Annotated in this window: 20 protein-coding genes; 12 read left to right on the top strand and 8 right to left on the bottom strand. The window is 47.4% G+C overall.

The features are described 5' to 3' along the window. Positions 1 to 73 precede the first annotated feature (73 nt). A complete protein-coding gene (locus tag J0M30_14050) occupies positions 74 to 1,714 on the top strand; it encodes a formate--tetrahydrofolate ligase (protein ID MBN8668618.1) in 1,641 nt (546 codons plus the stop codon). A gap of 45 nt (positions 1,715 to 1,759) precedes the next feature. Here the strand turns inward: J0M30_14050 and J0M30_14045 are convergent, their stop codons facing one another. After that, the gene (locus tag J0M30_14045; protein MBN8668617.1) at positions 1,760 to 2,791 is read right to left on the bottom strand and encodes an LD-carboxypeptidase; all 1,032 of its coding nucleotides are present in this window, start codon (positions 2,789 to 2,791) and stop codon (positions 1,760 to 1,762) included. 187 nt (positions 2,792 to 2,978) lie between these two features. On the opposite strand from J0M30_14045, the gene J0M30_14040 reads away from it, so the two are divergent. The 11 genes from J0M30_14040 (at position 2,979) to J0M30_13990 (ending at position 16,762) form a co-directional block, all read left to right on the top strand. Beyond that, positions 2,979 to 3,548, top strand: coding sequence for a Crp/Fnr family transcriptional regulator (locus tag J0M30_14040; GenBank protein MBN8668616.1), 570 nt, complete (start codon positions 2,979 to 2,981; stop codon positions 3,546 to 3,548). 70 nt (positions 3,549 to 3,618) lie between these two features. Continuing rightward, entirely contained in the window at positions 3,619 to 5,970 is a 2,352-nt protein-coding gene (locus J0M30_14035) for a glycoside hydrolase family 3 C-terminal domain-containing protein (GenBank protein ID MBN8668615.1), read from the top strand. Between the two features lie 32 nt (positions 5,971 to 6,002). Next, a complete protein-coding gene (locus J0M30_14030; protein ID MBN8668614.1) occupies positions 6,003 to 7,619 on the top strand; it encodes a dienelactone hydrolase family protein in 1,617 nt (538 codons plus the stop codon). A gap of 345 nt (positions 7,620 to 7,964) precedes the next feature. After that, positions 7,965 to 10,118, top strand: a complete 2,154-nt coding sequence (gene metG / locus J0M30_14025; protein MBN8668613.1) for a methionine--tRNA ligase — start codon at positions 7,965 to 7,967, stop codon at positions 10,116 to 10,118. A 298-nt stretch (positions 10,119 to 10,416) separates the two neighbouring features. Continuing rightward, the gene (locus tag J0M30_14020; GenBank protein ID MBN8668612.1) at positions 10,417 to 11,136 is read left to right on the top strand and encodes a hypothetical protein; all 720 of its coding nucleotides are present in this window, start codon (positions 10,417 to 10,419) and stop codon (positions 11,134 to 11,136) included. Positions 11,137 to 11,166: 30 nt separating this feature from the next. Then, a complete protein-coding gene (locus J0M30_14015) occupies positions 11,167 to 11,547 on the top strand; it encodes a hypothetical protein (protein ID MBN8668611.1) in 381 nt (126 codons plus the stop codon). An 11-nt stretch (positions 11,548 to 11,558) separates the two neighbouring features. Next, positions 11,559 to 12,014, top strand: coding sequence for a hypothetical protein (locus J0M30_14010; GenBank protein MBN8668610.1), 456 nt, complete (start codon positions 11,559 to 11,561; stop codon positions 12,012 to 12,014). Positions 12,015 to 12,043: 29 nt separating this feature from the next. Continuing rightward, positions 12,044 to 12,601 carry a YceI family protein gene (locus J0M30_14005; GenBank protein MBN8668609.1) on the top strand — a complete coding sequence of 186 codons (558 nt, stop codon included), beginning with the start codon at positions 12,044 to 12,046 and terminating at the stop codon, positions 12,599 to 12,601. A 33-nt stretch (positions 12,602 to 12,634) separates the two neighbouring features. Beyond that, a complete protein-coding gene (locus J0M30_14000; GenBank protein MBN8668608.1) occupies positions 12,635 to 13,534 on the top strand; it encodes a hypothetical protein in 900 nt (299 codons plus the stop codon). 162 nt (positions 13,535 to 13,696) lie between these two features. Next, the gene (locus J0M30_13995; protein MBN8668607.1) at positions 13,697 to 16,075 is read left to right on the top strand and encodes a 3-hydroxyacyl-CoA dehydrogenase/enoyl-CoA hydratase family protein; all 2,379 of its coding nucleotides are present in this window, start codon (positions 13,697 to 13,699) and stop codon (positions 16,073 to 16,075) included. A 39-nt stretch (positions 16,076 to 16,114) separates the two neighbouring features. Then, positions 16,115 to 16,762, top strand: a complete 648-nt coding sequence (locus J0M30_13990) for a peptidase M10 (protein ID MBN8668606.1) — start codon at positions 16,115 to 16,117, stop codon at positions 16,760 to 16,762. A gap of 72 nt (positions 16,763 to 16,834) precedes the next feature. On the opposite strand, the gene J0M30_13985 is transcribed toward J0M30_13990, so the two are convergent. From J0M30_13985 to J0M30_13955, 7 genes are all read right to left on the bottom strand, one after another. After that, positions 16,835 to 17,758 carry a TIGR01777 family oxidoreductase gene (locus J0M30_13985; protein ID MBN8668605.1) on the bottom strand — a complete coding sequence of 308 codons (924 nt, stop codon included), beginning with the start codon at positions 17,756 to 17,758 and terminating at the stop codon, positions 16,835 to 16,837. A 225-nt stretch (positions 17,759 to 17,983) separates the two neighbouring features. Continuing rightward, positions 17,984 to 19,906: a cell division protein FtsZ gene (gene ftsZ, locus J0M30_13980; protein ID MBN8668604.1), complete on the bottom strand. Its 1,923-nt coding sequence runs from the start codon at positions 19,904 to 19,906 to the stop codon at positions 17,984 to 17,986. A gap of 115 nt (positions 19,907 to 20,021) precedes the next feature. Continuing rightward, positions 20,022 to 21,395: a cell division protein FtsA gene (gene ftsA, locus J0M30_13975; protein MBN8668603.1), complete on the bottom strand. Its 1,374-nt coding sequence runs from the start codon at positions 21,393 to 21,395 to the stop codon at positions 20,022 to 20,024. Between the two features lie 12 nt (positions 21,396 to 21,407). After that, the gene (locus J0M30_13970; protein ID MBN8668602.1) at positions 21,408 to 22,190 is read right to left on the bottom strand and encodes a cell division protein FtsQ/DivIB; all 783 of its coding nucleotides are present in this window, start codon (positions 22,188 to 22,190) and stop codon (positions 21,408 to 21,410) included. Positions 22,191 to 22,225: 35 nt separating this feature from the next. Then, positions 22,226 to 23,608, bottom strand: coding sequence for a UDP-N-acetylmuramate--L-alanine ligase (locus J0M30_13965; protein ID MBN8668601.1), 1,383 nt, complete (start codon positions 23,606 to 23,608; stop codon positions 22,226 to 22,228). A gap of 26 nt (positions 23,609 to 23,634) precedes the next feature. Continuing rightward, on the bottom strand, positions 23,635 to 24,732 hold the full coding sequence (murG, locus tag J0M30_13960) for an undecaprenyldiphospho-muramoylpentapeptide beta-N-acetylglucosaminyltransferase (GenBank protein MBN8668600.1): 1,098 nt from the start codon (positions 24,730 to 24,732) through the stop codon (positions 23,635 to 23,637). Beyond that, positions 24,729 to 25,985: an FtsW/RodA/SpoVE family cell cycle protein gene (locus tag J0M30_13955; protein ID MBN8668599.1), complete on the bottom strand. Its 1,257-nt coding sequence runs from the start codon at positions 25,983 to 25,985 to the stop codon at positions 24,729 to 24,731. The genes murG and J0M30_13955 overlap by 4 nt, the downstream gene beginning before the upstream one ends. Between the last annotated feature and the right edge of the window lie 12 nt (positions 25,986 to 25,997).

Raw genomic sequence — 25,997 nt, 5'->3', positions numbered from 1 at the left:
AATCCGTCATTTCTGAAATCAAGCGCGTCCGGGTCAATAACGGATAGATTTGTACGAATTTATTAACAGCCATATGAAAGGAGCTATCCAACCCATTCAGGACCTGGCCCGTGAGCTTGGCCTTCAGGATGAACAATATACCAGCTTTGGCCGGTACAAGGCCAAGATCCATCCCTTACCAAAAGACAAAATACCTGCCGGCAAATTGATCCTTGTTACCTCGATCACACCTACCAAGGCAGGGAATGGGAAGACCACTACATCGATCAGTCTCGCGGATGGATTGAACCATATAGGTAAAAAAGCCATCCTCGCGCTTCGGGAACCTTCCCTGGGCCCCTGTTTTGGAATGAAAGGAGTGGGTACAGGTGCGGGGCGCTCACAACTATTTCCTGCTGACGAGATCAACCTCCATTTCACCGGTGACTTTCACGCGGTATCAGCGGCCAACAATATGCTCGCTGCCTTATTGGATAACTACAACTTTCATCAACAAGGCACCGCGCGTGAACTCAGGGAAACCTATTGGCGGCGGGTACTGGATGTAAATGATCGTTCCCTGCGGTTTATCATCACGGGGCTTCATGGAGGAAAGAATGGTTTGCCTGCGGAAACCGGATTTGATATTACGCCGGCCTCTGAATTGATGGCCATTCTCTGTTTATCATCTGATCTGGATGACCTGAAAAAAAGGATCAATGACATCCTGCTTGGTTTTACCGCAGGCGATACCCCACTCACTACACGTGATATCGCCGTAGGTGGCGCTATCACTGCACTGATGAAAGATGCGATACTTCCAAACCTGGTACAAACACAATCGGGCACCCCCGCACTGGTACACGGTGGACCATTTGCCAATATTGCGCATGGATGCAATTCCCTGCTGGCAACCCGCACCGCGCTTCAGTTGGGTGACTATGTGCTTACAGAAGCCGGATTTGGCAGTGATCTTGGCGCCGAAAAATTCTTCAATATAAAATGCCGCATTGCCGGTCTCAATCCCGCTTTGAGTATATTGGTAGTAACCGGGCAATCCCTCAAACTGCATGGGGAAACTTCCCCCAAAAACCTGTCCACTCCCGATCCGGCTGCTGTAAAAAAAGGGCTGCGCAACCTGGAGCGTCATATACATATCCTGCGCAGCTTTGGGCAAAAGGTATTAGTGGTGCTCAACCGGTTTGCCAGCGATACCGAGGAAGAGATCGAGGTGATCCGTGAAGGATGCCGGAAATTTCAGGTTCCATTTTCATTTACGGAAGGTTTTGCCAAAGGGCCTGAAGGTTCTACTGAAGCCGCGAAAATGATCGTATCACTGACCACAGAACCGGCTGCCCCGGTACAGCATACCTATGCGCTGAGTGATGCGGTAGAAACCAAATTGAAAAAAGTGGTACAGCGTATATACGGCGGCAAGGATATTTACCTGGATAAAAAAGCAAGGCATCAATTAAAACGGATCGAAAAATCGGGGTATGCCCACCTGCCGGTTTGTATTGCCAAAACACAGTATTCATTTACCGATACGCCAGAGGATATTCATACCTATGAAGGATTTACGATCAGCATTGATGAATTAATGGTAAATGCCGGTGCCGGATTTATTGTGGCGGTATGCGGCGAAATGGTGCGTATGCCAGGATTGAATGCAGAACCTGCGGCGCTGAGTATTGATGTGGTGGATGGAAAGGTAGTTGGGCTGGGTGGAGAGTAGGGAGAGAATAAAAAATATAAAAAAAGGGTAAGAGATTACTGTACCTTATTTCCTCCCAGACAACTCCTTTAATCTGCATCCTTCTTCCCCAACGACAAGTTCGTGCACGACTCCGCATTTGAGTGCAAAGTTATTTTTCTGATGCCCTACCGGAAAATCAAAACAAACAGGATAGGCATACTCCTTTACTTTTTCCATCACAATTTCTTCCAGTGTTTTCCCAAACTCATCTCCCCCATCATCTTTTTTGATCTTAAACCCACCAATGATCAGTCCTTTGAGACCGGATAACTTATTGCTTCGTTTCAGGTTCCAGAACATACGGTCAATACTATACAGGTATTCCCCGGTATCTTCCACAAACAGGATCTTTCCGGTTGTACGCAGATCAGACCGGCTCCCTGCCAGGCTTTCGATCGTTTTCAGGTTACCACCTACCAATACGCCTTCGGCTTTGCCCAACCGGTTGGCTGAATGGGGGCCGGTAATGTATTCCATTTTCTCTCCACCCAGGGCCTTTTGTATGGAAAGAATGGTCTCTATCTGAATCGGCTCGGCTTTGCTCCACTCCTCTGGAAAACTATTGGTCATTTTTGAATGGATGGTGGCAAAACCCAGGTTACGGTTTATATGGGAATGAAAAACCGTGACATCACTAAACCCGATGATCCATTTCGGGTGTTTCTTAAATGTTTCCCATTTCAACTGATCAATGATGCGTACGGCACCATATCCCCCCCGGGCACAAAGGATCGCTTTGACCTCCGGGTCATCCAGCATTTGTTGAAAATCGTCTGCTCTTTCTTTATCAGTTCCCGCAAAGGTGAAGTCCTTTTTCCCGATGGTTGTACCTAACCGGATCCTGTAGCCCCAGCTTTCAATCTGCTGAATAGCGGGCCGCATCTCCTCTTCCATCATAAACCCGGCCGGGGCGGTAATGCCGATCAGGTCGCCGGACTTCAGGTAATGAGGGATAACAGGCGGCAGATCTTCTTCCGGCTCATGGGAGGCAGAAAATGAAGTGAGCGGGAAAGACAACAAAGCCGCTGAACCAGTCAGGAATTTTTTTCGATCCATGGGTGAAATTCAGGGGAAAAGTTACAAAGTTTTTTATCTTTCAAGTCAGATCATTTTAGTAGCAAGAAAATTTTATAATTTATCAAAAGAGATACCATGTTTTTAAGTTTCCCGTTGCGTCTGCAAAGAAGCAGCGATCGCTGCGGGCGTTCTATCTTTGCGTAGCTGCGAGAAATAAAAAATTCCCTTGACCTTGACAGACCTGGATATCGCCATAAATAAAATTTCTCCCTTGTCGGAGGAAACCCGGGAAGAATTTCTTCGTGCCTGGTCAGGCTGGTCGGTACCCCGGGATCATTTTATGGTGAAGGAAAATGCGGTTTGCGATCATATTTTTTTTGTTAAAAAAGGCATTCTCCGCATCTTCTATTTCAAGAATGGAAAAGAGATCACCGAATGGATCGCCATGGACGGAACGTTTTGTCTTTCGATCCTAAGTTTCTTTGAACGCACCCCAAGCCGGCTACAGATACAAACCCTGGAAGCTTCCGAGATCATGGGGATACATTATGATGATCTGACGGGTATGGCTGCCCGTTTTCATGAAGTGGAGACCCTTTTCCGGAAAATGATGACGCTTTCGCTGATCCTTTCGCAATACCGAATGGATTCCATTCAATTTGAAACGGCACAACAGCGATACGACCGCCTGTTAGAGACACAACCCGAATTGCTCCACCGCGTACCCCTCACCTATATCGCTTCCTTTCTCGGCATTACGCCTGAAACCTTAAGCCGTATCCGAGCACACCGCTGAATTTATTGATAATTATCAAATGGCTTCCTAAAAGGGTAGACTGACCTTTGGGTGATAAATATGTTGCTATATGAAACAACTCCTTCTCTCCCTTACCTTTTGCTTTTTTCTATTCTCCTCTTTGGCCCAGGATCATTCGGTCAAAGCACGGGAACTGGTATCAAAAATGACACTGGAAGAAAAAGCACAGTTTGTTGTGGGCATGGGTATGAATATACCCGGACTCATCAATTCCGGGGCCCCGGTTGTGGGGCAAACACTGGATAAGGTGGCTGGTGCAGCGGGCACCACTTTCTCTATTCCCCGGTTGGGCATTCCCAATGCGGTGCTGGCGGATGGTCCTGCAGGATTGAGGATCAACCCTACGCGTGAAAATGAACCAGGGCAGACATATTTCGCTACCGCCTTTCCCGTTGGCACCCTGTTGGCCTCCACCTGGGATACAGAGCTGGTTCAAAAAGTAGGTATTGCAATGGGCGAAGAAGTCAAGGAGTACGGGGTGGATGTCATCCTCGCGCCGGCATTGAATATCCACCGCAATCCACTGGGTGGACGCAATTTTGAATACTATTCCGAAGACCCTTTTGTTTCGGGGCATATTACGGCCGCCATGGTCAATGGTATTGAATCAAATGGAGTAGGCACCTCGATCAAACATTTTGCCGGCAATAACCAGGAAACCAACCGCAACCTGGTCAATACCATACTGAGTGAAAGAGCATTGCGTGAAATTTATCTCCGTGGGTTTGAGATCGCAGTTAAAAAATCCCAACCCTGGACGGTGATGAGTTCCTATAACAAGATCAATGGTGTTTACACTTCTGAAGACCCTGCTTTGCTGACAACCATCCTTCGCCAGGAATGGGGGTTTAAAGGATTTGTAATGACCGATTGGTTTGGCGGAACGGATGCCATTGCGCAAATGAAAGCGGGCAATGAAATCCTGATGCCGGGTACGCCTGATCAGATGAAAGCTATTCTGACAGCTGTGAAAGAAGGAAAACTGGATGAAAAGGTATTGGACCTGAATGTGGAGCGGATTCTGAATGTATTGCTGGGTTCTGTATCGTATAACAAGGTTTCCTTTTCCAATAAACCCGATCTCAAGGCGCATGCCCTGATAGCGCGCACAGCTGCGGCGGAGGGTATGGTGTTATTGAAAAATGAAGGCATGACACTTCCCCTTGGAGAAAATAAATCCATCGCCGCCTTTGGCAATACCTCCTATGATTTTATTTCAGGGGGTACCGGATCCGGTGATGTGAATGAAGCGTATACGGTTTCGCTGGTAGATGGTTTAAAAAATGCTGGCTTTATGATGGATCCATCACTTTTGGCGCAGTATGAAAAATTTATAAAACAAGAAAAGGCCAAACTTCCCCCCAAGAAATTCTTTTTTGAATTACAGGCCCCCATTCCTGAAATGAGCCCATCCGAAGCAGCTCTGAAATCTGCTGCAGAAAAGAACAGCATAGCTTTTATCACGATCGGGAGAAACGCAGGCGAGTTTCAGGACAGAAAAAAAGAAAACGACTATTTTCTCTCTGACGCTGAATTGGAGCTGATCGACCGGGTCTCAACAGCTTTTCATGCCAAGGGGAAAAAAGTAGTGGTGATCATCAATACCGGTGGGGTGATTGATGTAACGGCCTGGCGTAATAAAGCAGATGCGATCTTGCTGGCCTGGCAGGGTGGCCAGGAATCTGGAAATGCGGTAGCTGATCTTGTTTCCGGAAAGGTAACGCCCTCCGGGCGCCTGACCACCACTTTCCCGGCGAACTATGACGACCTGCCTTCCTCCAGGAATTTCCCTGGCCGTAACCTCTCCAATGAGATCGTGATGAGCCCTGCGGGCTTTCCGCTTGGTTTCCCATCGGAAGTGGTGTATCAGGAAGGAATCTATGTAGGGTATCGCTATTTCACCAGTTTTCAGGTGAAACCCGCCTATGCCTTTGGTCATGGATTATCCTATACCCAGTTTAAATGGTCTCCTGTAAAATTGAGTGCGAAAAATTTTTCAGGCAGGATCACGGCCACGGTAGAAGTGACCAATACAGGTAAAATGGCCGGTAAAGAGGTGGTACAGCTTTACCTCAGTGCTCCATCGGGCGTGTTGGAAAAACCAGCCCTGGAATTGAAAGGATTTGCCAAAACACGATTGCTTAAACCCGGTGAGAAACAGGTGATCACCTTAACGCTTACCCCGGAAGAACTTGCTTCCTATCATACCGATGCGGCAGCCTGGGTAGCCGAAGGAGGAACATATACAATAAAGATCGGCAGCTCCTCTGAGAATATCCGTTCTACTGCTTCCTTCCAATTGGAAAAGAACATCATTGTCCAAAAATGCCATAAGGTGATGTCACCCCAGCAACCGATAAAGGAACTGAATCAAAAAGAAAATCCTTTACGTGGATTTTAATCATAGTTATACCTTCACCAAAAGTTTTCCATATGAAACGCTTATGCCTACTCTTCCTCCTTTTTGCGGGAGCACTCTCCAGCATCGCGCAGGACCAAGTGATCAAATTATATGAAGGACCCGCACCGGGCTCGGAAACATGGAATTGGACAGAGGCCGAGAATGACAACAATATGTGGCAGACCAAGGTGGTATATAATGTAAGCAATCCCACCCTTACGGTGTTTAGTCCCGAGAAAGGCAAGGCCAATGGTACAGCGGCAATCATTTGTCCGGGTGGTGCTTTTTATGCCCTCTCCATCAATAGTGAAGGATATGATGTGGCCAAATGGCTGGCTAAGAAAGGGGTTACCTGTTTTGTATTAAAATACCGGCTGGCCAAGACCATGGGAAATGATCCCACGGCTGAAGTGGCCGCTAAAATGGGAAAGAAAGAATTTGAGGATGAAACCGGAAAAGTAATTCCGCTTTCGATAGCCGATGGAAAAGCTGCCATCGCGTATGTACGTCAGCATGCCGCCGCATTTGGCGTGTATAAGGATCGTATTGGTATTATTGGTTTTTCCGCCGGGGGAACCGTTACCACTTCCGCTGCTTTTGGGAATAATGAATGGAACCGTCCCGATTTTATCGTACCGGTTTATCCCTATTTCCCCGATGGCATGCAGGGTGAAGTGAAAAAAGGGGCACCTCCTATGTTTGTGGTGGCTGCCAGTGATGATGGTCTTGGGCTCGCCCCGCATAGCGTAGATCTTTATAACCGCTGGTTGAAAGCCGGAAACACCGCCGAGATCCATATGTATGCCAAAGGCGGACATGGATTTGGTATGCGGAAACAAAACATGCCTTCTGACCATTGGATCGAGCGCTTAGGCGAATGGATGGACCAGATGGGTTATATGAAGAAAAAAGAGTTTGATCCCGCTCTGGTGGCCTATGAACGAAAAGAATTCAAGTTTGCCGAAGGGCAGGTGCTTCCTTATCGCATTCTATATCCGGAAAATTATGATCCAAAGAAGAAATACCCCATGATCCTTTTCCTGCATGGAGCAGGTGAGCGGGGAAAAGACAATGAGAAACAATTGATACACGGCAGCCGGCTTTTTCTGAATGAAGAAAACAGAAAGAACTTCCCAGCGATCGTTGTATTCCCCCAATGCCCTGAGGAGTCCTTTTGGGGCACCGTAAATGTAGATCGCAGCAAACAACCCATTAAGTTAGATTTTGCCTATGGCTCTGCTCCGGTATGGCCCCAGGCTGCAGCCAATGCGCTGGTGCGCTCGCTGATCAAAGAAGGATCGGTTGATGAAAAACGCGTCTACATCACTGGTCTTTCCATGGGCGGCATGGGTACATTTGAATCCGTTTACCGCAACCCCGATCTCTATGCCGCTGCCTTACCGATTTGTGGTGGTGGCGATCCCAATAGTTATTCAAAAAAACAGGCTAAGATCCCATTCTGGGTCTTTCATGGCGCGGCAGATGCCGTAGTGGATGTCAAACTCTCCCGCGATATGGTAGAGCGACTCAAAGCGCTTAAGGCCACCGTCAAATACTCCGAATACCCCGGTGTAAACCACAATAGCTGGGATAATGCTTTTGCCGAGCCGGAATATTTGAAGTGGATGTTTGCGCAGCGGAGGAAGTGAAGTGGGGAGGTTGGATGTGGGATTTTGGATGACGGAGGACGGAGGAAAGATGACGGATGACGGATGTTGGATGTTGGATGGCGGAGGCTTGCTGTGCGAGACCTCTGGTCTCGCACGATTGTCTTGTCGCCTCTGGCGACTCGAATAAGAAATTATTGCAAATCTAGAAAAATAATCAATTTCTGTCGCCAGAGGCGACGGGAGATGCGTGCGAGACCAGAGGTCTCGCACAGCAAGCCTCCGCCATCCAACATCCATCATCCAACATCCGTCATCCGTCATCTGTCCTCCGTCATCCAACATCCAACATCCACCTCCCGGGAATCCCGTATTTTTGCCACGCAAATGAACACTCCGAAAAGATACCTCATTACCTCTGCCCTGCCCTATGCCAATGGATTGAAACACATCGGTCATCTGGCGGGGGCTTATATTCCGGCCGATATCTATGTCCGCTATCTAAGGGCTCAAAAAAGGGACGTGGTTTTTGTCTGTGGCAGTGATGAACACGGCACAGCCATCCCCATCCAGGCCATGAAGGAAGGCACTACTCCCCGCGCCATTATTGACAAGTACCATGAGGCGATGAAGGAAGATTTTGCCGATCTGAACATTTCCTTTGACATCTACCATCGGACCAGTGACCCGCTCCATCATGAGACCGCTCAGGAATTTTTCCAATACCTGAACGAAAGAGGAGAACTGGAAACCAAAGAGACCGAACAATACTTTGATGAATCGGCCAAGACCTTTTTAGCTGACCGCTATATTAAGGGTACCTGTCCCGTTTGCGGAAGCGACCGGGCCTATGGTGATCAATGTGAAAATTGTGGCAGCACCCTGAGCCCCGATGAACTGATCAATCCGGTTAGCACGCTGAGCGGCCAACCCCCGATCAAGAAAAAAACCACCCATTGGTATCTCCCGCTGGGAAAACATGAGGCATTTTTACGGCAATGGATAATTGAAGACCATAAAGATGATTGGCGTGGAACCGTGACTGGTCAATGTAAAAGCTGGATCGATGGGGGGCTGCAATCACGTGCGGTAACCCGCGACCTTGATTGGGGTATTCGCGTTCCTGTTTCGGCAGGAACTGAGGCTACAACAGAGGCCGTAGATGGGAAAGTACTGTATGTATGGTTTGATGCCCCGATCGGGTATATCAGTGCGACAAAACAATGGGCCATCGACAATGAGAAGGATTGGAAACCTTATTGGTACGATAAGGACACCAAACTGGTGCACTTTATTGGAAAAGACAATATCGTTTTCCATTGCATCATATTCCCCATCATGCTTCAGTTGCATGGAAATATTTTACCGGATAATGTGCCGGCCAATGAATTCCTTAACCTGGAAGGCGATAAAATGAGCACCAGTCGCAACTGGAAACTCGATATGCGTGACTATATCCAGGATTTTGTAAAGAAGGAAAACGGGGGTGGCCAGTGTGTGGATATGCTCCGATATTATCTTACACAGATCGCGCCGGAGACCAAGGACAGCGAGTTTACCTGGAAAGGTTTTCAGGATGCCGTGAACAGTGAACTGGTGAGCATTTATGGCAATTTTGTCAACCGTACCTGGGTATTGATGCACAAACTATGTGGCGGTAAAGTACCCCGCTATCATGCAGAAAAGGCAGATGACCTGGACAAAGATTTGGAAAATGACATCAAGGCTACCAAAGAACGGGTAGAAGGATTGTTGGAACAATATAAATTCCGGGAAGCGCTATTTGAAGTAATCGATCTGAGTCGAAAGGGCAATCAATACATGCAGAAGAAAGAACCCTGGATCCTGGCCAAGACGATCAGTGAAAATCCCGATCAGCAATTATTGATCGATAACTGTCTGCATTACTGTCTTCAGTTAACGGCCAATCTCGCCATACTTATCAATCCCTTCCTGCCCAACACAGCCTCCCGCATGTGTCATATGATGAAAGTGGTGGACAAGATGCTGGATTGGAAAAACGCCGGGTCCGTTAAATTGCTTAGCGTGGGGTACACCCTGCGGGCACCAGAACTTTTATTCCGGAAGGTCGAAGATGAAGAGATCAAGGCCCAAGTGGAAAAGTTAAAAGCCCACTCCACCCCTCCCCCTGCACAAACCATTCAAGTCAAAAAAGTGGATGAGAAAAAAGAAACAACAGCACCCGTTGCCAAATCCGAGATCCAGTATGATGATTTTGCCAAACTGGACCTTCGTATCGGAACCATCATCGCTGCCGAAAAGGTTGAAAAAGCAGATAAATTGTTAAAACTTCAGGTGGATATGGGTACCGAGACCCGCACCATCGTTTCAGGAATTGCGATGCATTTTACACCAGAAGAGATCGTTGGTAAACAAGTGACCGTAGTTGCCAACCTCGCTCCGCGAAAAATGCGCGGCATCGAAAGCCAGGGAATGATCCTGATGGCAGAGGATAAAACAGGCAAATTGCATTTTCTGCATACAGAGAATAAAGTGGAACCCGGCTCCGGGGTTTCTTAGGCTTTCAATTATTTTAATCATCAAGATAAAAATGATGCTGTAACTAAAAGATAACAGCATCTTTTTTGTTTTAGTGGCATGCCATATACATATATAGCGCACTGGATTAAAAGACATTTAGGGCGTTTTTGTATGCTAAATCTGGCTTGGTTGTTGACTTAAAAAATAATCAGAAAAAAAACGCGGAAAGTGGTTACATCATAAACTCCGGCGGACACCAATCTACAACCCAAGCTGCTATTTGGGAAGAATTCTCTTTTCCACCAAAGAGCCCTTTTAACCTAAACAACCAATTATTATGCGAAAGATGAACCTTGCGCGTTCTCTTGTTGCGGCCATTGCTGTAATCGTAACGCTTTGGGCCTGTAAACATGAGATACTCTACCCTAATCCGACAGACGGTGGTGGTACAGGAGGTGGCACAACCGGTGGAACCCAACCCTGCAGCCCCGATTCCGTTTATTTCCAACAGCAGATCCTTCCTTTAATTGTTTCCAATTGCGCCAAAAGTGGTTGCCATGATGCCGCTTCACATGTGGAAGGGCTGAACCTCACCACCTATACGGGCATCATGAAGATCGTGAAGCCCAATAATCCGGGTGGAAGCAAACTACTGAGTGTGATCGTTACCAATAACCTTGGTGACCGGATGCCCCCGCCTCCCGATCCAAAAATGCCGCAGGACCAGATCAACCTGATCACCAAATGGATTCAGCAAGGAGCCAAGAACAATTCCTGCAGCAGTGCCTGTGATTCTTCCCTGTTTACCTTTTCAGGAGCAATCAAACCATTGATCACCGCTCAGTGCCAGGATTGCCATACGGGATCCGCAGCAGGTGGTGGTATTGACCTAAGTACATATAATGGAGTGAAAGCGGCGGCAGACAATGGTAAACTATGGGGTTCGATTCATAAAGATCCTGGATTTGCCCCTATGCCTCCTGCAGGTACAGGACTAAGCGACTGCCAACTTACCCAGTTTAAAAAATGGATCGATGCGGGCGCGCCAAATAATTAAATGAACAATGAATTCTTGAAAAATCACAATATGAAAATCGGAAGAAAATCGGTCGCCCTACTCGGGATCCTGGGAATGATGACCATGGCTGGTTGTTATTACGACATCGAAGCAGAGCTCTACCAGATGAATAATACGCCTTGTGACACCACCGGAGTGACCTACTCGAATACGGTTGCCCCATTGATGCAGGCTCAGTGCGTAAGTTGTCATAGTGCTTCTTTTGCCTCAGGCAATATCGCACTGGATACCTATTCAGCCGTTCGAACATCCGCCTTGAATGGAAGTCTTTATGGTTCCATCAATTACAGCGGAGGGTTCAGCCCCATGCCACAGGGGGGTAATAAAGTGAATGCCTGTACCATCCAGAAAATAAAAGCCTGGGTAGATGCCGGAGCTCCCAATAATTAAAATGAACCACCATGAAGAAAAGAACCATTCTGTTCACGATCATCGGCCTGGTTGTTGCCGCCGGGGCCTTCTACGGGTACAAAGTGTACACCAAAGGAAACAAGGACCTCACGAAAGTAAAACCCGCGCTGACCATTGAAGCAGAAAAACTGGTGCAGGAATTTACCAGCAACGAGACCGCAGCCAATCAAAAATACCTTCCAAAAGAAGAGTATGTCATTGATGTCACCGGAACGGTGAAATCCATCAACAAAGATGAGCGTGGCAAAATGACCCTGGTACTCCAGGCCTCCGCGGAGGATATGTCCTCCGTTCAATGCGCTATTGACTCGACCCATGTAAATGACCTTGCAAACCTGCGTGCCGGTACCCCGGCCCGGGTAAGAGGTGTTGTTACTGGTTTTAACAGTGACGAATTGCTGGGTGCTGATGTATTTCTTTCCCGCTGTGTACTCATTATGAATTAGACAACTTTTTTAACCACAAAACAACAATCATGAAAAAGATCCTTTTCACCCTGGCCATTGTAGCCTTTAGCACGATCCAACTGCTGGCGCAGGATAAATATTTTACCAAGACCGGTACCATATTTTTTGAATGTACCAAATCACCTCTCGAAAAGATCGAAGCCACCAATAGCAGTACAACCTGTGTAGTAGATAGCAAAACGGGCAATATGCAGTTTGCGGTTCAGATGAAAGGTTTTGAATTTAAAAGAGCGTTGATGCAGGAACACTTCAATGAAAATTATGTGGAAAGCCATAAGTTCCCAAAAGCGGAGTTCAAAGGCATGGTTTCCAACAACAGCGATATCAATTATGCCAAGGATGGAGAATACACCGCCAAAGTAAAAGGCAAACTTACCATGCATGGAGAAACCAGGGATGTAGAGACCAGCGGCAAAGTGAGTGTAAAAGGAGGCAAGGTCAATATCCTCGCAACCTTCCAGGTATTGCTGTCAGATTATAAAGTAAGTATTCCTTCTGTGGTAAGTGACAAGATATCCAATACGGTCAATATCAAAGTGGAATGTGCCCTTGAGCCATTGAAATAATATCGTTTTACTTCCTAAGAATAAACTATTCATATGTCTTCCTTACGCCTTCAACTGTTTGGTATCCTGCTTACCCTCTCGTCTTTGTCCAGCTACGCCCAGGATGAAGATCTTCTAAGCCTGGTGGGCGACGATAAACCCAAAAAGGAACATGTAGATTATGCGTTTAAATCCTCGCGGGTGATCATGAGCCAGAGTATGGAACTGATCCGGCCCGGGGTAATGGATTTCCGGATCCTACACCGCTTTGGTTCTATTGACAAAGGGGCTTATGAAATGTTTGGGCTTGATAATGCCACGATGCGTATGGGACTGGATTTCGGGATCACCAAAAACTTCATGCTCGGCGTTGGCCGGAGTACCAACAAAAAAGAATTTGATGGTTTTTTGAAATACCGGCTTGTCCATCAATCCAAAAATGGAGGTCTCCCCTTTTCTGTAGTAGTCGTAGCAGGCGGTACGCTCAATTCATTGAAATGGGCGGATACCACCCGCAAAAACTTCTTTACCTCCCGAATGGCCTACTATGGGCAGATCATCATTGGCAGCAAACTGTCGGAAGCGATCACGCTGCAAGTAACGCCTACGGTTCTTCATAGAAACCTGGTCCCGGATTTTGCCGATCCCAGTGACCTGATAGCGGTAGGGGTAGGTGGCCGAATACGGCTTAGTAACCGCATTTCTCTAACCGCCGATTACCTATACCGCGTAAACCCCAATGAGGCTGATGGCACCCGTGACCCCCTGTCTATCGGATTTGATATTGAAACAGGTGGACACGTATTTCAACTGCACTTTAGCAATGCCCTGGGTATGAATGAACGGTCCTTCCTTACGGAAACAACCGGGCAGTGGGGTAAAGGAGAAATACAATTCGGATTTAATATTATGCGGGCCTTTCAGATTAATAAGAAGGAAAAGAAGAACAAATAGGCTGCAACTAAAAACACAGAGGCACAGCGACGTGGAGAAAAAGTCATTTCTCCACGTCGCTGTGCCTCTGTCGTAATTCAAAGAATATATATTCCCAATTTTCTCTATCTTCGAAGTAAATAGTTGCATAACTAACTATTTTTATTTCGAAAATAATTATATATGAACCGGATCATTAAGAAGGTTGCCGTTTTAGGCAGTGGTGTCATGGGTAGCCGTATCGCTTGTCATTTTGCCGGGATCGGCGTACAGGTATTATTATTGGATATTGTTCCTGCTGAGGCCAGGGAAAGCAAGGACGCCAAGGCCCGGAATAAGATCGTGAACGACTCACTGACGGCCGCTATAAAATCCAACCCCTCTCCTGTCTATCACAAGGAGGTGGTAAAGAAGATCAGTACCGGCAATTTTGATGACAACATGAAAGAGATCGGTGCCTGTGACTGGATCATAGAGGTAGTGGTAGAGCGACTGGACATCAAACAACAGGTATTTGAACAGGTAGAAAAATACCGGAAACCCGGCACCCTTATAACCTCCAATACTTCGGGTATCCCCATTCATATGATGACGGAGGGTAGAACAGAGGATTTTAAAAAACACTTTTGTGGCACTCACTTCTTCAATCCACCGAGGTACCTGCGCCTGCTGGAGATCATCCCTACCCCGCATACAGATCCATCCATTGTGGAATTTCTGATGCATTATGGAGACCTTTTTCTGGGAAAAACAACGGTATTGTGCAAGGACACGCCTGCTTTTATCGCCAACCGGATTGGGGTATTTGGGATGATGGCCATTATGAAGGTCATGGAGCAATTGGGGTTGACGGTGGATGAGGTGGATGCCCTTACCGGTCCTATTATTGGTCGTCCAAAATCAGCCACTTTCCGCACAGCGGATGTGGTGGGAATTGATACGCTGGTGAAAGTAGCCAAGGGGGTAGCAGAGAATTGCCCGCAAGATGAAGCACGCGCCATTTTTACCATACCGTCCTGGCTGGATAAATTAGTCGAGAATAAATGGTTGGGAGATAAATCAGGACAGGGATTTTTTAAAAAAGTAAAAACGCCCGATGGCAAGAGTGATATTCAAACCCTGAACCTGAGCACTTTTGAATATGCCCCACGGGTCAAATCAAAATTTGCCACGCTTGAAACGGCCAAACCGGTGGATGACCTTCACCAACGTTTGAAAATGCTGGTAGCCGGCACTGACAAAGCGGGTGAATTTTACCGCCAGTTCCATTATCATCTTTTTTCCTATATCTCCCACCGCATTCCGGAGATCAGTGACGAACTGTACCGTGTTGACGACGCGATGATGGCAGGTTTTGGTTGGGAAATAGGTGCCTTTGAAAGCTGGGATACGCTGGGCGTAGCCCGTACAATAGAAGCCATGAACAAAGCCGGGTTTACCGTTGCCGCCTGGGTGACGGATATGCTCGCTGCCGGACATACCCAGTTTTATAAAGTGGAAAAGGGACAAAAATTGGCTTACGACCCCGCCTCCAAATCCTATAAACCATTGCCTGGTGGTGATGCCTTTATGGTGATGAGCAACCGGGCCGATAAACTGGTATGGAAAAACGGAAGCTGCAAACTCTATGACCTGGGAGATGATGTGCTCGGCTTGCAGTGGAATACCAAAATGGGTAGTATCGGTGGGGATGTGTTGAGTGGTATCCAGATGGGAATTGAAAAGGCAGAGAAGGATTTCAAAGGCCTGGTGATCGCTAATGAAGGACCTAATTTCAGTGCCGGCGCCAATGTGGGTATGATCTTTATGCTGGCCATTGACCAGGAATATGATGAACTTGATCTTGCCATTCGTATGTTTCAACAAACCATGATGCGGGTACGCTATTCAGGGATTCCTGTAGTAACAGCTCCTCATGGATTGACATTGGGAGGCGGATGCGAACTAAACCTGCACGCGGATAAATGTTGTCCGGCCGCAGAAACCTATACGGGGTTGGTGGAATTGGGTGTGGGATTGATTCCCGGTGGTGGCGGAACCAAAGAGTTTGTATTGCGTGCTTCTGATGAAATGCATAAAGACGAACCGGAGACGATCACGTTAAAAAACAGGTTTCTTTCAATAGCTACGGCAAAAGTGGCCACTTCCGCGCATGAAGCATTTGACCTGGGCATCTATCGTAAAGGACTTGATGAGATCGTACTCAACCAGGGACGTCGTGTGGCGGAAGCCAAAAAATCGGTATTGGAAATAGCCGGTAGCGGATATGTAGCCCCTGTGCAACGAAAGGATATAAAAGTGTTGGGACGCTCTGCCCTTGGCGCCCTGTATGCAGGGATAAATGGCATGTGGCGGGGTAACTATGCCACCGATCATGATGTAGTAGTGGCTAAAAAATTAGCCTTTGTGATGTGTGGAGGCGATCTGAGTGAAGCAAGCACGGTCTCTGAACAATATTTACTCGACCTGGAGAGGGAAGCTTTTCTATCCTTGTGCGGAGAAAAGAAAACCCTGGAGCGCATTCAAAGTGTGCTCAAAAGCGGAAAACCTATCCGCAATTAAAAACGCTGGGTAACGCAGCGTTACCCGGAGAATACGATAATGGGTACTGTAGAAATTATTAATAGTAACGCGCAACTCCTTATCCGGTCGCATATTGTCACCTATGGAAATGCCGCTGACCCGGAAACTACTGATTATATCCGCGAAGAGATCGAAGACCTCTGGAATGAACCTCAGTCGCATGTCCGTTTAGCAGGAAAATATTATGAAGTCCGGTTTCTGATCACGGCCGAATTCAAACCAGGACTTGAAGAAATGGAGGTGCTCCAAAACCTGGATCCCCGCAATAATTTCTTTCGCATCGAAGAATACTCCTCCCTTCATATTTCCTTTGTTGATAGCATTGGATGCAATACAGGTTATTTCAAAAAAGATAACCTGTACAGAGGCTCAACCACAGCGGCACATGAATATGGACACACAATCGGGTTGGAGCACCCGGATGACCTGGACATACGAGGAATGGGAACACCAGGCATCATGTATCCCCGTGGTACACTGGTGGATCCGCAATTTCAATATGAGCCTGATAAACCCGCAGGAGAAAAAGGGGGCACCATGCATCCGATCCACCGAAGGGTACGGTCATCGGATATTGCAGCGCTGCGATTAGAAAAGCTACGGTTTAAAAATGGAGTGGGGATATTGGGGGAGTTTACGAATGTGTTTCATTGGGCACATAAGTAATGATTCCTGTAATTCCGTGCACATTATTTTTCTTGCAGTCCCAAATCTTCGGGACACAGAACTCAACAAAATTTAGATTACAAGATCGGCCATTGCCTCCTCTATCCTGGAATAGTTAAATGAAAAACCAATCTCACCCAAACGCTCTGGTTTCACAGTTGTACTCTTCAAAACTTCCACACTCATTTCCCCCAATATAATTTTCAGTAAAAATGATGGCACCCTAACAGGAATATATAGCCCGCCTTTTTTGTGGGCAATGGATTGGATCATATCCCGGTTTGAAACAGGATTTGGGGCGACAGCATTATAAGGTCCTGACATCGTTTCATCTTCAATGGCCCGGATAAAAATATTGACCAGGTCGTTGATATGGATCCAACTAATGGTCTGCCTGCCAGAACCAAGTATGGCTTTTACTCCAAACCGAAAAGAACGGGCAAATTCAGGATAGGCGCCCCCCTCTTTTGCCAGAACAATACCAATACGGATCTTGACCAGTCGCTTCCCTACATGACTGACAGGTTCAGTAGCCGCCTCCCATTCTTTACAGGTATTGCCCAGGAAACTGTCATCCGGGGGGTCTGATTCAATGAAACCTGAAAAACCTGGTCTGGGGTCGGGACCATACCATCCAATGGCAGAGGCAGTTACTACCGACAGAACCTTATTGGGAATGGTTTGCAAAGATTTTACCAGCAATTCACCGGATTGAACCCGGCTATCGCGTATCTCCTGCTTTCTTTCCTTTGTCCATCTTTTATCAGCAACGCCCGCACCAGCCAGGTGTATGATGTGATCGGCAGATTGGATGGCATGCAGATCAACATAGTTCCGGATCAAATCCCAATGGGCAAAAGCGGGATTCTGGCTGGGATCAAAGATTTTCTTTTCCCTGGTCAAAATAGTAACAGCATACCCTTTTGACAGCAAGGCCTGAGTCAGGGCCTTCCCCACCATGCCGGTTCCTCCTGTAATGAGAATTCGCTGTTTCATTTTCTACTGTCAATAACCAAAGTTTCAACTATTTGTTTGGATTTATGGTTATTTCTCGCGGCGAACGCAAGCAAAAGCAGCGGACGCAGCGGTTGTACAAATTTTGGAAGATTACCCGCCGTCGCATCGCGACGGTAGGTTGGTAAAAGAAACCCCCGGCAAAAATGCCAGGGGGAACAACTAAAAACACAGCCTTTGAGGCGGTTTCATTGGAACGAATAAAGGTTAGTCCGGCTTTTTGCCGTCCAAAAAGGTATTGATCGTACTGATGCGGGAATTGTTGTTGTCGTCGGTTTTGACCTCGTAGTTGGAGTAGAAATTTTCGACGGAATTGCTGTTTTGGTACAATTCCATATTGCGGCGGATATAAGCCGGCACGGTTTCAAACTCGTTATTTGGATCGGCATTGTTCACGTTGTACGAGAGGTTGCGCAATTTGAGCAACCGCTCTGCCGCCCTACGTTTTTGTTCATCGGCTTCGTCCTGTAAAACAGGATCCTCAACCGCATGACTCAAAGGTGGTTGAGTCTGATGGGCTAACGGTATATCCGCCGCAGGAATGTCATCCCGCTCTACCAGTTGAAGGTCAAGGATTTCTTCCTCGTCCTTTTTGTCAGCTGGCAAAGGCGAAACCGGTTCTTCTGCAGAAGGTTTTGAGGTAAAGACCTCTGTCCTGGACTCTGCATAAATATTGGAGGGTCTGGCCAGATACCCACCCGCCGCTGCAGACGTTGGAGTGGGTGTAGTACTTATTTTATCCTGATTAGTGGATGATGCTTGTTGTTGGGGATTTGCAGAGGATGCGGATCGGGAGGCCGAATTTAAATGCTCATCAGCAGAAGCAAGCACATACTTTTCAACAGTAGTTTCCCTCGTAATATTACTATCCTCTTTTTTCTCCTCATTCAATTCCCAATAGACGACCGGCGCACGTTCGTCAAGGATCACTTCGGGTGTGGTTTCTTCAATACGAACCACATCATCGGTCCAGTCAATACTGGTCACAGGCACGGGTTTATCTTCAACGACCAGTTTAGGAGCCAATGGATCTTCCTTACGTGTTTCCATTTTTACAACCGGTGTTTCCTCCAGTTTCTTTTCTTCTTTGGGTTGACCAAGGACCATTACGATCTTCTCTTCCTTCTTTTCTTCTTTCTTCACTTCCTTCCGGTCAAATGGATCTTTATGCTCAAATCCGGTGGCGATCAGGGTGATGCCGATATGGCTGCCAAGACTGCTGTCATATCCCATACCCAAGATAACATCGGTTCCTTCACCCGCCTGACTCAGGAGGTAGTTTTGAATGATCTCTACCTCATCCATGGTAAACTCGTGTTCACCCTCGGCACTGTTGATATTGATCAGGATCCATTTGGCACCACGGATATCATTGTCATTCAGGAGTGGCGAATTCAGGGCTTCCTCGATGGCATGCTGGGCACGGTTCTCCCCTTCTGCCATGGCACTTCCAAGGATGGCTACACCGCCGTTTTTCATAACAGTGCAAACATCGGCAAAGTCCACATTGATCTGGCCGGTGGTGGTGATCACATCGGTAATACATTTTGCCGCGGTTGCGAGTACGTTATCCGCTTTGGCAAAGGCCTCGCGCATTTTCAGGTTGCCAAACTGGTGACGCAGTTTATCGTTGCTGATCACCAGCAGGGTATCCACATATTGTTTCAGCATCCGGATCCCTTCTTCTGCCTGTTGCTGTCTTTTCTTTCCTTCATATGCAAAGGGCGTGGTCACAATACCCACGGTCAAAATGCCCAGGTCTTTACAGATCTTGGAAATGATCGGAGCGCCACCGGTTCCGGTACCACCACCCATACCGGCAGTGATAAAGGCCATCTTGGTATTTACTTCGAGGATGCGCTTGATCTCTTCCAGCGATTCTTCAGTAGCCTGGCGACCGATCTCCGGATTGGCACCGGCCCCGAGACCCTGTGTCAAATGCGGCCCTAATTGCACTTTATTGGGCACTGTACTGCTGGCAATAGCTTGCGCATCGGTATTACAAATGATAAAATTTACCCCATCAATACACTGGTTATGCATGTGATTGACTGCATTGCTTCCACCGCCGCCTACACCGATCACTTTGATGATGGAGGATTGCTCTTTGGGGAGATCGAAATGAATCATTTATTGTTGATTTTGAATTAACTATTTTTTTTAGGTCCGGGGTCCAAGGTCGGAAGTCCGGGGTCCGAGGTCAATTCTTCGGACCTCTGTCTTCGGACTCTCGACTTCGGACCTTCTATAAATGTGAATCTTCCTCTTCTTTGAACAAATCAATAATCCGGTCTTTGAACATACCCCAGAAATTGCTCAATCCACGACGGCTGCGCATTTTCTCGGCGTTCACTTCCTCTTCGACCAATACTTCTTCTTCGGCCTGGAGGGCTTTCTTCAATCCTTCGGGTACTTCCACTTTCTTGAAATCCTTTTCAAAGTCCTTGCGGTTATGCTCATAGTCATCATATCCTTTCAGGATAAGACCGATACAGGTTGAGTAGGTTGGTTTAGCCAGGTCTTCAATATGCCCGGATGCCAGGTGTTCATTGGGGAAACCGATACGGGCATTGAGACCGGTCACATATTCGGTCAACTGGATCAGGTGTTTCAATTGAGAGCCCCCACCAGTGAGGATGACACCGCCATTCAGGGCCTTGTTGTCCAATCCAACCTGTTTGAGGTGATAGGTCACAAAATCCATGATCTCACTCATACGGGCCTGGATGATATTGGCCAGGTTCTTTACACTGATCTCCTTGGCGGGCATACCACGCAAACCAGGAATGGTGATATAGGCATTGGCCTTGGCTTCATTGGCCAGAGCGGAACCAAATTGTACTTTCATTTGCTCGGCCTGGGTTTTGAGTACACCCAAACCGGTTTTGATATCATTGGTGATATTTTCACCGGCAAAAGGAATGACGGCAGTATGTTTCAGGATACCCTCGTAGAATACAGCCAGATCGGTGGTACCACCACCTATGTCCACAATGGCCACACCGGCTTCCATATCTTCCTGTCCCATGACCGCGGCAGCAGAGGCCAGAGGCTGTAACACAAGGTCTTTGGTGATCAGGTCTGATTTCTCCACGCTCCGGTTGATATTCCGGATGGCATTCTTATCACCGGTGATGATGTGGAAATTGGCTCCCACTTTTACACCGCCATATCCAATGGGGTTGGGGATATTCTGGAAATTGTCCACGGTAAATTCCTGCGGGATCACATCAATGATCTGGTCACCTGCCGGGATATAGGTCTTGTACTGGTCAGCCACCAGTTGATCGATCTCCCGTTGGGTGATTTCCTCTTCGGTGGTTTGACGAACGATGTCACCCCGTGTTTGCAAACTTTTGATGTGATGACCGGCGATGCCGACATACACTTCATTGATGTCGAGATCGGGGTTGGAGGCCATGCAGTTCTCAAGTGCTGAACGAATGGCTTTGATGGTTTCATCAATGTTCAGGACCTGTCCGTGTTTTACACCATTGCTGTTCGCCCGGCCAAAGCCAAGGATCTCGAGTTTGCCAAACTCGTTCTTTCTCCCGGCAATGACAGCGATCTTGGTAGTGCCAATGTCAAGTCCGACGATAATGGGTTGTTCGGTGTTCATGATATGCTGTGTTTAGTTGTTAGCTTTTTTTTGTCCAACGATCTGGCCCTTGAAACGTACATCAATGGCGGCGTACTTTTCAAAGCCGGTTTTGCTCAGTACTTTTTTATAAAAAAGATCAAGCCGGTAAAATTTCGATTCCAGGTCTTCGGCCTTCCCAAGGCGAATAATGTTATTGCCAACCAGGGTTACCAGATCAAACTGACCGCGTGAATCCATGTCCACCTGCTCAATTTGTGCCTTCCAGAATTCATCCCGGGAGATATGATCCGCTAATAGGATAATATCTTTTCCTAACAGGCTGTCTTTTTTCGTCCACTTATTGCGATCCGGGAAGCCGGTAAAAACAGGCAACTCGATCATCCACCCTTTTTTCAAAGGCAAGCGGTGTAATTCATTATCGAGATAATAAGAGCCTGAACTGGTGGTAAATACCCGCGCCAAGGGGGAACGTTCTTCTACCACTATATGCAATACATTTCGGTTATCAAACCACAACTCGGCATCTTTTACCCAGGCATTCTTCTCTACCAAAAGCTCCATCGTATGCAGATCCAGTTCCTTAACAGGTTGCTGACGAATGTTTCCTTTGGCCACGGAACGCACCCACTGCAAAACCTCAGCTTCAGCGATCACGGGTTTCTCTCCCATACCCTTGATCACAATCGTATAATCATTGCATACCTGCCGCTTCTTATTGCTGTTGGCCGCGAGCAATAAGGAAACAAGCCCTCCGCCAACGAGGAGCCAGATGGCTGTTATAAATAGTTTTCGTATCGTTCTTTTAGTGTTCACGGTTTTCTTGACTAATAGCTAATAGCCAATAGCTATTAGCTTTTATTTAATATTTCTTTTATTCCAACAAGTTCTCCATCAATATCCCCTGCTCCTGCGGTTACCAGCACATTTCCCAATTCCTTGTTCCAGGTTTTGGCGTACTGTTGGACCCAGCTCATCAAATCCTCTTTCTTTACGAGCTCCTTATTAGGGTTTTTCATTCTTTCCAGGATCATTTCACTGTTCACTCCCTCGATCGGTAATTCCCTTGCAGGATAGATCGGGAGCAGAACGACCCGGTCCGCCAGGTCAAGCACTTCGGCAAACCCGTCCGCATGGTCCCTGGTACGGGTAAACAGGTGCGGTTGAAAAATGACCGTACAGGTTTTACCTGCAAACAGAGATTTTGCCCCGGTGATCAATGCCCTGAGTTCTTCCGGGTGATGCGCATAATCATCGATAAAAACCTGGTTATCGGTTTTGATGATATACTCAAAGCGTCGTTTTACGCCCCGGAAATTTTCCACGGCCGATTTGATCTTCTCATTTTCGATCCCCAAAGAACTGGCCACCGCTATTGCCGCGGTGATATTCTCCACATTGTGCATACCGCCCATATGCAGTACCACATCATTCAGCCTATTGTCTTTCATCACCACATCGAAGGTGTAGCTGCCGCTTTTCATTCGGATATTGTCGGCATACACATCGGCACTTTCATTCTGTAGGCTGTAGGTGGTCCGGTCGGGTGTCAACAGGTCTTTCCCTCTTTTCAACCCGAACTTGCTCACCAGTTTACCAGATGGTTTTACCTTTCCGGAAAACTCAATAAAAGCCTTTTCCATTTCCTCCGCTGTGCCATAGATATCGAGGTGGTCAGCATCCATCGCCGTGATCACCGCGATATCCGGACTTAATTTCAAAAAACTCCGATCATACTCATCCGCTTCTATCACACATACGTTTCGTTCATGGCTCCAGAAATTGGTGCCATAGTTTACAGAGATCCCGCCTAAAAAGGCGTTGCAGCCATAGCCAGAATCGCGCAAGAGATGCGCGATCATGGTGGTAATGGTCGTTTTGCCATGGGTACCGGCAATACAGATATTAAAAGAACTGTTGGATATCATCTGCAGCACATCGCTGCGTTTTACTACGTTATATCCTTGCTGCTGGAGATAAACCAGCTCCTGATGCTCTTTGGGAATGGCGGGTGTGTACACCACCAATTCCGCATTTTGAGGGACCTTGGTAATATCTTCATTATAATGCACCCCGATCCCCGATGCCTCCAACTCTCTCGTAAGAGGAGTGGAGGTTTTATCATATCCACTCACCAGCGCACCCTGGGTATGGAAGTAACGGGCCAATGCACTCATCCCGATACCACCGATACCAATGAAATAAACCCGTTTCCCCCGAAAGGGGGTATTCATAAGGACAGTATGTTGAGACTCGTTGTTCATTTGTTTTTGATGAGTGCCAAAACCTCTCTGGCTATCCGCTCATCGGCATCTGTTATTCCCAATTCGGAAATATTCCTTACCAGCTCCATTCTTTTTGCCTCATCGTTTAATAGGTCCAGCATCATGGGAACGACCTTTTCCTTTGCTTCGCTGTCTTTCACCATCAAGGCCGCATTCTTTTTTACCAGGCTTTGGGCATTGACTGTTTGATGGTCTTCCGCCGCAAAGGGAAAAGGCACAAAGAGCACAGGCTTTTTCAACACACATAATTCTGCGATCGCCATGGCACCTGCCCTTGAGATCACTGCATCTGCCGCCGCGTAGCCAAATTCCATCTGGGTGATAAAATCGTTTACCCACACTCCCTGCTTCCCGGCTGCTTTGGCACTGGCCCTTTCAAGAAAAGGTTTTCCGGTTTGCCAGATGACCTGGATACCTGCTTCAAGCAGGGAATCCAATCCGCTTTCCATGGCTTCGTTGATCGAGCGGGCGCCCAGACTTCCTCCCACCACCAACAAGATCTTTTTTGATGGGTCAAGTTTGAAAAAGGCGGCCCCTTCTTCGCGGCTACAGGTGGAACCACTGATGGTGGCCCTTACCGGGTTACCGGTGAGCAGTATCCGATCTGCAGGAAAGAATTTATCCATGCCTTCATACGCCACACAGATCCGGTTTGCTTTCCGGCCAAGTATGGTATTTGATTTCCCGGCGTGCGAATTCTGTTCCTGAATCAGGGTTGGAATCTTCTTTCGTTGCGCCTGTCGGAGCATCGGGAAACTGGCGTAACCACCTACCCCGACCACCGCATTGGGAAGAAACCCTACCAGGATCGATCTGGCCTGCCATAAACTCTTCAGGAGTTTAAAGGGCAATCCAATATTTTTTATCAAAGAACTTCGGTTGAACCCGGCTATATCCAATCCGATGATATCAAATCCTGCCTGGGGTACTTTCTCCATTTCCATTTTACCCTTGGCCCCTACAAATAATATCTCAATCGAAGGGTCCAGTTTTTTCAGCGCATGGGCAATCGCGATGGCGGGAAAAATATGTCCGCCTGTACCACCCCCGGCTATGATCACCCTTTTGGTCATGCTTCAACAGTTTCCGCCTGCGCATTTTTTCCTTCCAGTTTCTCCACATTGCTGGCCACACTCAAAATGATCCCAATTGACAAGCAGGTAAAGAGAAAACTACTTCCCCCCATGCTCACCAGTGGAAGAGTTACCCCTGTTACAGGAAACAGGTTTACACTCACTGCCATATTCACCACCGCCTGAATGACGAGGGTAAAACTCAAGCCCAGGGCGAGAAAAGCGCCAAAGGCATAGGGACAACGTTTAAAAATGCGTATGCTTCTATATAAGAAAACCAGATAAATAAATAAGATAAACGCCCCACCGGCCAGCCCATACTCCTCAATGATGATGGGATAGATAAAATCGTTATAGGCCTGTGGCAAAAAGTTTCGTTGGGTACTGTTCCCTGGTCCAACGCCCAGCAACCCGCCTTTAGCAATCGCGATCTTGGCCTGATTGACCTGGTAAGCGTCTTCATTGGCTGCTTCTTTTCCTCCACCATACATAAAGCCTTCCACGCGACTGATCCAGGTATCTACCCGGGCAAACAATCCTCCTGAACTTCCTTTTCTCACTTCCGCTTCCTGTCCCTCATTTGCATGATGCTTGATCATGGCAGCACCGATGAGCAGGACAAGCGGGATCAAAACGATTCCAACCGTGACCAGCAAATGTTTTGTATTCGCCCGGCCGATAAAGAGCAGCAGCATACAACTCGCCCCCAGTAGCAGGGCAGTTGAAAGGTTGGCTGGTGCAATGAGCATACAAATGACGGCCACCGGTGTGATCAGATGGAGATAGCCTTTCTTCAGGTCCTTGATCACTTGTTGTTTCCGGCTCAACAAACGCGCGAGGTACATGAACAGGGCGAGTTTGGCCAGGTCGGAGGTTTGCATGGTCATATTGATGATGGGCAGTCGTATCCAACGGCTACCTTCATTCATCCGAACACCAAAAAAGAGGGTATAGACCAATAAGGGTATGGAAAGCAGGAATAGGATCTGCGCCACCTTTGAGTAGATCGTATAATTGACCTTATGGGCAAAATAGATCACCGCGATCCCCATGATGATGAACATGATCTGTTTGAAAAGATAGATCTCGGTATTCCCTTTATACATTTTATAGGCGAGTGAGCCGGTAGCGCTGTACACCACCAGCAAAGACACCAACACCAATAAGACAACCAGGGCCCAGATGACCTTGTCGCCTTTGGTGCGGGCGCTAAAGCGCCGAAGGGGATTCTCTATTTGTACCGGTTCTGTCATTTTCTATACACT

The sequence above is a fragment of the Chitinophagales bacterium genome (genome assembly GCA_017303415.1).
Lineage (GTDB): Bacteria > Bacteroidota > Bacteroidia > Chitinophagales > Chitinophagaceae > SpSt-398.
This window is presented reverse-complemented; position numbering and strand designations above follow the sequence as displayed.

Bases quoted from the DNA above. Each gene is read 5' to 3' on its own strand.
- J0M30_13995 (MBN8668607.1), top strand. From the start codon at position 13,697: ATGAACCGGATCATTAAGAAGGTTGCCGTTTTAGGCAGTGGTGTCATG.
- J0M30_13955 (MBN8668599.1), bottom strand. From the start codon at position 25,985: ATGACAGAACCGGTACAAATAGAGAATCCCCTTCGGCGCTTTAGCGCC.
- J0M30_14000 (MBN8668608.1), top strand. From the start codon at position 12,635: ATGTCTTCCTTACGCCTTCAACTGTTTGGTATCCTGCTTACCCTCTCG.
- J0M30_14030 (MBN8668614.1), top strand. From the start codon at position 6,003: ATGAAACGCTTATGCCTACTCTTCCTCCTTTTTGCGGGAGCACTCTCC.
- J0M30_13985 (MBN8668605.1), bottom strand. From the start codon at position 17,758: ATGAAACAGCGAATTCTCATTACAGGAGGAACCGGCATGGTGGGGAAG.
- J0M30_14020 (MBN8668612.1), top strand. From the start codon at position 10,417: ATGCGAAAGATGAACCTTGCGCGTTCTCTTGTTGCGGCCATTGCTGTA.
- J0M30_14050 (MBN8668618.1), top strand. From the start codon at position 74: ATGAAAGGAGCTATCCAACCCATTCAGGACCTGGCCCGTGAGCTTGGC.
- J0M30_13990 (MBN8668606.1), top strand. From the start codon at position 16,115: ATGGGTACTGTAGAAATTATTAATAGTAACGCGCAACTCCTTATCCGG.
- J0M30_14045 (MBN8668617.1), bottom strand. From the start codon at position 2,791: ATGGATCGAAAAAAATTCCTGACTGGTTCAGCGGCTTTGTTGTCTTTC.
- ftsZ (MBN8668604.1), bottom strand. From the start codon at position 19,906: ATGATTCATTTCGATCTCCCCAAAGAGCAATCCTCCATCATCAAAGTG.
- J0M30_14010 (MBN8668610.1), top strand. From the start codon at position 11,559: ATGAAGAAAAGAACCATTCTGTTCACGATCATCGGCCTGGTTGTTGCC.
- J0M30_13965 (MBN8668601.1), bottom strand. From the start codon at position 23,608: ATGAATACCCCCTTTCGGGGGAAACGGGTTTATTTCATTGGTATCGGT.
- metG (MBN8668613.1), top strand. From the start codon at position 7,965: ATGAACACTCCGAAAAGATACCTCATTACCTCTGCCCTGCCCTATGCC.
- J0M30_14005 (MBN8668609.1), top strand. From the start codon at position 12,044: ATGAAAAAGATCCTTTTCACCCTGGCCATTGTAGCCTTTAGCACGATC.
- J0M30_14035 (MBN8668615.1), top strand. From the start codon at position 3,619: ATGAAACAACTCCTTCTCTCCCTTACCTTTTGCTTTTTTCTATTCTCC.
- murG (MBN8668600.1), bottom strand. From the start codon at position 24,732: ATGACCAAAAGGGTGATCATAGCCGGGGGTGGTACAGGCGGACATATT.
- ftsA (MBN8668603.1), bottom strand. From the start codon at position 21,395: ATGAACACCGAACAACCCATTATCGTCGGACTTGACATTGGCACTACC.
- J0M30_14015 (MBN8668611.1), top strand. From the start codon at position 11,167: ATGAAAATCGGAAGAAAATCGGTCGCCCTACTCGGGATCCTGGGAATG.